The 7329-nt window shown below is 73.2% G+C and carries 6 protein-coding genes; all 6 read right to left on the bottom strand.

The window, feature by feature from the left end:
* Positions 1-136 precede the first annotated feature (136 nt).
* Positions 137-1129, bottom strand: a complete 993-nt coding sequence (locus ACFYPD_RS17260; protein ID WP_387114390.1) for an ABC transporter substrate-binding protein — start codon at positions 1127-1129, stop codon at positions 137-139.
* A 135-nt stretch (positions 1130-1264) separates the two neighbouring features.
* Complete coding sequence (locus tag ACFYPD_RS17255) at positions 1265-1957, bottom strand: L-ribulose-5-phosphate 4-epimerase (protein WP_387113935.1); 693 nt, start codon at positions 1955-1957, stop codon at positions 1265-1267.
* A complete protein-coding gene (gene araB, locus ACFYPD_RS17250; RefSeq protein ID WP_387113933.1) occupies positions 1954-3627 on the bottom strand; it encodes a ribulokinase in 1674 nt (557 codons plus the stop codon). Before araB ends, ACFYPD_RS17255 begins: the two co-directional genes overlap by 4 nt.
* Before the next feature lie 275 nt (positions 3628-3902).
* Positions 3903-4889 carry a LacI family DNA-binding transcriptional regulator gene (locus ACFYPD_RS17245; RefSeq protein WP_387114387.1) on the bottom strand — a complete coding sequence of 329 codons (987 nt, stop codon included), beginning with the start codon at positions 4887-4889 and terminating at the stop codon, positions 3903-3905.
* 249 nt (positions 4890-5138) lie between these two features.
* Entirely contained in the window at positions 5139-6878 is a 1740-nt protein-coding gene (locus ACFYPD_RS17240; protein ID WP_387113931.1) for a multicopper oxidase family protein, read from the bottom strand.
* The gene (locus ACFYPD_RS17235; RefSeq protein WP_387113929.1) at positions 6875-7327 is read right to left on the bottom strand and encodes a DUF6220 domain-containing protein; all 453 of its coding nucleotides are present in this window, start codon (positions 7325-7327) and stop codon (positions 6875-6877) included. Before ACFYPD_RS17235 ends, ACFYPD_RS17240 begins: the two co-directional genes overlap by 4 nt.
* Between the last annotated feature and the right edge of the window lie 2 nt (positions 7328-7329).

Below are 7329 nucleotides of genomic sequence, written 5' to 3'. Positions count from 1 at the left end.
CACCCCCCCCCCCCCCCCCCCCCCGCCCCCGGGGGGGGTGGGGGGGGGGGGGGGGGGGGGGGGGGGGGGGGGGGGGGGGCCCGCCCCCCCCCCCCCCCCCCGCTCCGGATGCCGGGGTCCGACCCCCGTGGTCCGGTCAGTACTTGCGGTTCGGCAGTGCTTCCTTCGCCTGGTCCTGGGTGAAGGTGGTCTCCTGGGTCTCGATCCGGGCCGGCACCTCCTCGCCGTTGTGCACCTTCTTGGCCAGGTCCATGAGCTGGGGGCCCAGCAGCGGGCTGCACTCGGCGATGAAGTTGAACTTGCCGTCGGCGAGGGCCTGCATCCCGTCCTTGACCGCGTCGACGGTGATGATGGTGATGTCCTTGCCGGGCACCTTCCCGGCCGCCGTGATCGCCTCGAGCGCGCCCAGGCCCATGTCGTCGTTGTGGGCGAACAGCACGTCGATCTTCGGGTTGGCCTTCAGGAACTGCTCCATCACCTGCTTGCCGCCGGCGCGGGTGAAGTCACCGGACTGGGAGGCGACGATCTTGAGGTTCGGGTTGGCGGCGATCGCCTCGGCGAAGCCCTTCTTCCGGTCGTTCGCCGGCGCCGAGCCGGTCGTGCCCTGCAACTCGACGATGGTGACCGGGCCGGTGGCGGCCTTCTTCTGCTCCACCAGCCACTCCCCCGCGAGCCGGCCCTCCTTCACGAAGTCCGACCCGAGGAAGGTCTTGTAGAGGGACTTGTCGGCCGAGTCGACCGAGCGGTCGGTGAGGATCACCGGGATTTTGGCGTCCCGGGCCTCCTTGAGGACGGTGTCCCACCCGGACTCCACGACCGGCGAGAAGGCGATCACGTCGACCTTCTGCTGGACGAAGTTGCGGATGGCCTTGATCTGGTTCTCCTGCTTCTGCTGCGCGTCGTCGAACTTCAGGTCGATCCCGGCCTCGGTCGCGGCCTCCTTGATCGAGGTGGTGTTCGCCGTACGCCAGCCGCTCTCCGCGCCGACCTGGGAGAAACCCAGCGTGATCGTGCCGTCGTCGCCGCCGCTGCCGCCCGTGTCGCTGTTGCCGCAGGCCGCCACGCCGGTGGCGAGCAGCGCGGCGGTGAGCACCGCGATGACCTTGCGGGACGGCGGGTGTGTCCTCATTCTCTTCACCGCAAATCTCCTCGGGGTAAACGTTCTGGGAGGCCGCGCGCCCCCGTGGGTGCACGGCCCGCGCTGGTGGTGGTGGGTGGTGCGACGCGGACGGTCCGGGGATCGGCCGCGCGATCGGGGCGGCCGTCAGGGGCTCGCCGGTGAGGGGGGTCGCTGCCCGTAGGCGTTCTGGTAGCGGTCGTGCAGGGCGTCGACGTCGGCCGGCGCCATCGGCAGCGGCGCGCCGAGCGCCCGGGCCAGGTGCGCGGTGCGGGCGACGTCCTCGCACATGACCGCGGCTTTCACCGCGGCGCGGGCGTCCCGGCCGACGGTGAACACGCCGTGGTTGCGCATGAGCACGGCCGGCGAACGGTGCCCGGCGAGGGTCGCCACGATCCCCTTGCCGATGTCGTCGCCGCCGATCAGGGCGAACGGGCCGATCGGGATCTCACCGCCGAACTCGTCGGCCTGGGCGGTGAGGTGACACGGGATCGGCTCGCCGCGGGCCGCCCAGGCGGTCGCGTACCCGCTGTGGGTGTGCACCACCCCGCCCACCTCGGGCAGGGCGCGGTAGACGTAGGCGTGGGCGGCGGTGTCGCTCGACGGCGCGAGGTCGCCCTCCACCACGACGCCGTCGAGGTCGCACACGACCATGTTCTCCGGGGCGAGGTCGTCGTAGTCGACGCCGCTCGGCTTGATCACCATCAGGTTCTGTCCGGGAACCCTGGCCGAGACGTTCCCGGCCGTCCACGCGACCAGCCGGTGGCGGGTGAGTTCGGCGTGCAGCCGGGCGACGCTCTCCCGCAGTCGCCGGATCTGCTGACCGGGCTCGGCACTCATGCGACCACCTCCAGCGGCGTGTCGAGCTGGGCCGCCGGTCGGTCGACAGCGGCGTTGCGCAGGGCGCGAAGGCGGGACATGACGTCGTTGCCGCCGCGTCCGAAGTGGTCGTGCAGGGTCCGGTACTCGGCGTAGAGCACGTCGTAGGCCCGCGCCCGCCCGGGATCCGGCCGGTAGGCGTCGCGGTCCACCCGGCCCATCGCCGCCGAGGCCGCGTAGACGTCCGGATACGCGCCGGCGGCGACCGCGGCGTGGATCGCCGAGCCCAGCGCCGGCCCCTGCGCCGAACCAATGATGCTCAGCGGCCGGTTGGTGACGTCGCTGTAGATCTGCATCAGCAGCCGGTTGGCGGTCAGGCCGCCGGCCACCACCAGCTCCCGGATCGGCACCCCCGCCTCGGCGAGGGCCTCGATGATCATGCGAGTGCCGTAGGCGGTCGACTCCAGCAACGCCCGGTAGACGTCCGGCGGCCGGGTGGCCAACGTCAGCCCCAGGATGAGACCGCTCAGGTCGTGATTGACCAGCAGGGAGCGGTTGCCGTTCCACCAGTCCAGCGCGATCAGCCCATGGGCGCCGACCGGCTGCGCGGCGGCCAGCTCGCAGAGCCGCTCGTGCGAATCGACACCCGCCGGCGCGGCGTGGTCGACGAACCAGCCGAAGATGTCGCCGACGCCGCTCTGGCCGGCCTCGTAGCCCCAGGCGCCGGGGCTGAGTCCACCCTCGACGACACCGCACATGCCCGGCACCTCCGCCAGCTCGGTGCCGTTGACCACGTGGCAGGTCGAGGTGCCCATGATGGCGACCAGGTGGCCGGGCACCAGCGCCCGGGCGGAGGCGGCGGTGACGTGGGCGTCGACGTTGCCGGCCGCGACCGCGATGCCCTCGGGCAGTGCGGTCCACGCGGCGGCCTCGGCGGTGAGGGCGCCGGCCCGGGCACCCATGGGAAGCAGCAGCCCGTCCAGTTTGGCGACGAAGTCGGCGAACCCCGGGTCGAGCGCCGCCAGGAAGTCCCGGGACGGATACCGGCCGTCCTGGCGGATGCCCTTGTAGCCGGCGGTGCAGATGTTGCGTGTCTCCACCCCGCAGAGCTGCCAGACGATCCAGTCAGCCGCCTCGACGAACCGCGCGGCGCGACGGTAGATCTCCGGGTCCTCGTCGAGGATCTGCAGGCCCTTGGCGAACTGCCACTCGGCGGAGATCTTCCCGCCGTAGCGGTTGAGCCAGGGCTCGCGGCGCTCGTGCGCCAGTGCGTTGATGCGGTCGGCGTGCGGCTGCGCGGCGTGGTGCTTCCACAGCTTCACCCAGGCGTGCGGCCGGCTCCGCAGCTCCGGCACCTCGCAGAGCGGGGTGCCGTCGGCCAGTGCGGGCAGGACCGTGCAGGCGGTGAAGTCGGTGGCGACCCCGATCACGCGGGCCGGGTCGATCCCCGCGGCGGCCACGGCCGCCGGCACCGCGTGCCGCAGCACGTCCCGGTAGTCCTCGGGGTCCTGCAGCGCCCAGTCCGGCGGGAGCGGCGTCCCGTCCGGGAGCGTCGACTCGATCACCCCGTGCCGGTACTCGTGGACCGCGGTGCCGAGCTCCGTGCCGTCCCCGACGCGGACCACGAGTGCCCTGCCCGACAGCGTTCCGAAGTCGATCCCGACGACATACCGGTCCCCAGGTCCGGCCACTCACACCACCTCCACCTGCGTGTGCCGTCGCTCACATTGTTAACGCTCACATCGGCGTCGGTCAAGGTACCGGCGCAACAGTCCGGTAACCGGCGGGGTCATGGCCAGGACGCGCGATCGGGGGGCGGCTACCGACGATCCGTCCCGGGTCACCGGGCACGAAGTCCGTCCGCGGCGAATGCCACGGACCACGTGCTCACCAGCCGCAGGAGTCAAGCCCTGTTAACGGTCACAACAACGGCATCACGGACGCCGGCCCGGCCCACCGCAGGCGGTCAGCCCGGCGGGCCGGCGACGCTCTGCCGGGAGATCAGGGTCGGTGCGATGGTCTGCCGCAGCTCGCCGACGGTGTCGGACCCGAACTGCGCCAGCAGCAGGTCCAGGCTGGCCCGGGCCACCGCGGCGAAGTCCGGCCGCACGGTGGTCAACGGCGGGATGAAGTACGCCGCCTCCGGCACGTCGTCGAAGCCCACCACGCTGATCTCGTCCGGCACCCGGCGGCCGTGCTCGTGCAGCGCCCGCAGGACACCCAGCGCCAGGTGGTCGTTCGCCGTGAAGATCGCCGTCACCTCGGGCATCCGCGCCAGCATCTGCCCGCACCGGTAGCCCGACGCGGCCGACCAGTCCCCCGGAACCAGCGGCGGCACCTCGGCACCGGCCACCCGCAGGGCGTCCCGCCACCCCTCGATGCGCCCGGCGCTGTCGAACCAGTCGGCCGGCCCCGAGACGTGCCAGACCGTCCGGTGGCCCGCGTCCAGCAGGTGCTGCGTCGCCGCCCGCGCACCGGCCACCTGGTCCACCGTCACGAGCGGCACCGGCCGGCGCGGATCACCGTCGACGGTCACCAGCGGCACGTCCTTGGGCAGGTGCTCCAGCGCCTCCCCGGCCGACTCCACCGGCGCGATCACCACGATCCCCGCCACCCGGTGCGCCAGGTGCCGCTCCACGGCCTCCGAGATGGAGACCCGGTCGAGGTCCCGCACACTGCCCACGGTGACCGCGAAGCCCTCCTCGGCGGCGGTCTGCTCCAGCGCCGCCAGCAGCGACGCCGGGCCGTACAACGTGGTGTTCTGGGCGACCACCCCGATGACCTGCGACCGGCCGGTCACCAGGGCGCGGGCCGCGCGGTTGGGCCGGTAGCCCAACTCCGCGATCGCCGCCTGCACCCGCAGGCGCGTCTGCTCACGCACGTTCGGGTGCCCGTTCAGCACCCGCGACACGGTCTGGTGGGAAACCCCGGCGAGGCGGGCCACGTCCGTCATCGCGGGACCACGCACGGCACTCACCCTTCCCGCAAGCCCCGACCGCCATGTCCCGGCAGCCCCGGCACGGCACCGGGGCCCACACGTCGGAAAACCAGCGCCAGTGTACGCCCCGGCGCACGGCGTCCCGGCGAGGCACAGCCGCGCCCGGCCTGGACGAAGAGCCCGACACCCCGCACACCGTGGGCCCACGCCGCCCGGGCTGACGCTCGTCCACGCGCCGGGAGACGGGGTCGTCGCAGCAGAGGATTACGAGTACATCAGGTGCAGCGTCATTCCGGCGTCGGCGTGCGCCAGATTGTGGCAGTGGTTGGCCCACATGCCGGGGTTGTCGGCCCGGAACGCCACTTCCCAGACGTCGCCGGGGCGCACGTCGAAGGAGTCCAGCCACAACGGGCTCCCGGTCGCCGGCCTTCCGTTGCGGGACAGCACCAGGACGTGATGGCCGTGCAGATGCCACGGATGCACGACCTGGGACCGGTTCACGATCGTGAACCTGACGACGTCGCCGAGGCGTACGACCTGAGGCGGGATGTCCGGGTCGGCCGCGCCGTTGACGGTGTGGGCGTATCGCGGAAGCAGTCCGTGCAGGTCGAGGCCGCGGTCGAGAACGAGGGTGAACTTCCTGCCGAAGCGGGACCACGGCACCGGAGCACGCGCCCCGTAGCCGAGCGGATCCAGCACCGGCCACGCGGCGGTCGCCGCCGACACCGGTCCGGTCGAATAGACGGCCCGTCCGTCGACGAACAGCGCCACCGGCGTGGCGGGCGCGGTGAACACCAGGTCGTAGCGGCCACCGGCCGGGATCAGCACGGCGGTGTCCACGAGGGACGTCGGACCCCGCAGGTCGGCTCCGTCGATGGCGGCGACCCGGAACGGAGTCCCGGCCAGGGCGTACCGGTGTGTCGCGTTGTCGGTGTTGACCAACCGCAGCCGCGTGGGCGTCCCCGCCCGGACCGACTCGGTTCTCGGCACGGGCAGCGGAAGGCCGGAGAGGGTGTGCACCGGCACCGTGACGTCGACGCCGGTCACCGGCGCCGGGCGCACCACCAGGACGCCGTAGAGCCCCATCCGCACGCCGACGTCGGATACCGCGTGCGTGTGGTACCAGTAGGTCCCGGCCTGATCGGCGCGGAACCGGTAGACGAACTCCTGCCCGGGCAGCACCGCCGCCTGCGTCACGCCGGGCACGCCGTCCTGACTGTTCGGCACGTCGTACCCGTGCCAGTGCAGCGTCACGCCGCGCGCGATGTCCCGGTTCCGCAGTGTCACCTCCAGGACGTCGCCGACGGCGGCGGTCAGCTCCGGCCCGGGAACCTGCCCGTCGAACGCCCACGCCGCGACGTCACGGCCAGCCACGCTCACCGTCGCGGTCCCGGCCGTCAGGGTGAACCGCCTGGTCGGTTCGCCGACGGCCCGCGCATCCCCAGGTCGGTGATCATGTGGTACGCCGGGAGCGGCGTCCGGGGCTGCGGCCAGCCCGGTTCCGGTCAGCAGCGCCGCGACCGCCACCACGAGGGCCACCCGGGAGACCGTCCGGGACGGGGGCGCGCCGAGGAAGCGCCACGAGACCGCGGTCGCCGTGACGACCCCGGCGACCGCGAGCAGCCCGACGCCCGCCGACGCAGGGTAGCCGTGCAGGACGGTCACGAGCAGGGCGCCGCTTTCGGCGTACCCGGCGAAGAGGAGCGGGACCGCGACGGCGCGGATGTCGCCCGGGGCCCGCAGCAGCCGCGGCCCGGCGACGACCACCGCCGCGAGGGACAGCGGCGCGGCGATGAGGACCTTCTCCGCCGCGAACCACCAGCCGGCGCGGGCGAGCGCGGTGATCGTGATGGCGCGGGCGAGCGTGGCGAGCAGCGCGAACGCCGCCAGCCCGAGTGCGAGCGGACGGCGCCGGGCGGCCGACGCGGCACCGCCGCCCAGCCACCCGGCGGCCGCGAGGACCGCGATCACGAGGTCGGCCGCGAGCAGCGAGCCGACGGTCATGCCGGCTCTCCTTCCCGGACGGTCACCTGGGCGACCTCGGCCGGCGCCGGGCGGGCCAGCCTTCGCGCCGCCCGGACCACGCCCACCACGACGTGCACCGCGACGATCCCGTTGACCGCGTGCAGCCCGGCGATAGTCAGGCCGAACGGGGTGCTGACGCCGGCGGCGTCGGTGATCCCGTTCGCGAGCCCGGCGATGAGCGCCTGCAGGACGACGAGGCCGAGCGGCAGAACCGTCAGTCCGACGAGCCGGCCCGGTGCCTTCGCCAGCGCGGCGAACAGGATGGTGAGCAGGGTGAGAACCGGGATGACCGCCATCCCGGTGACGCTGTGCAACGTGTAGGCGCCCTCGCCCGCGGGTTTCGTGAACGCGCCCACGGCGGCGAAGACGAACTGCAGGGCGAACGCGGCGAGCAACAGGAAGCTGGTGATGACGAAGGCCTTGCGCATGG

Origin of the sequence: Micromonospora sp. NPDC005299, assembly GCF_042872345.1 — a bacterium.
In the GTDB taxonomy this organism is placed as follows: Bacteria; Actinomycetota; Actinomycetes; order Mycobacteriales; family Micromonosporaceae; genus Micromonospora.
Note: the sequence above shows the minus strand (reverse complement) of the source record. Positions and strands in the feature narration are given on the sequence as shown.

Excerpts from the sequence above, each read along its gene's own strand:
- ACFYPD_RS17240 (WP_387113931.1), bottom strand. The coding sequence starts at position 6,878 with ATGACCGTCGGCTCGCTGCTCGCGGCCGACCTCGTGATCGCGGTCCTC.
- ACFYPD_RS17260 (WP_387114390.1), bottom strand. The coding sequence starts at position 1,129 with ATGAGGACACACCCGCCGTCCCGCAAGGTCATCGCGGTGCTCACCGCC.
- ACFYPD_RS17255 (WP_387113935.1), bottom strand. The coding sequence starts at position 1,957 with ATGAGTGCCGAGCCCGGTCAGCAGATCCGGCGACTGCGGGAGAGCGTC.
- ACFYPD_RS17245 (WP_387114387.1), bottom strand. The coding sequence starts at position 4,889 with ATGACGGACGTGGCCCGCCTCGCCGGGGTTTCCCACCAGACCGTGTCG.
- ACFYPD_RS17235 (WP_387113929.1), bottom strand. The coding sequence starts at position 7,327 with ATGCGCAAGGCCTTCGTCATCACCAGCTTCCTGTTGCTCGCCGCGTTC.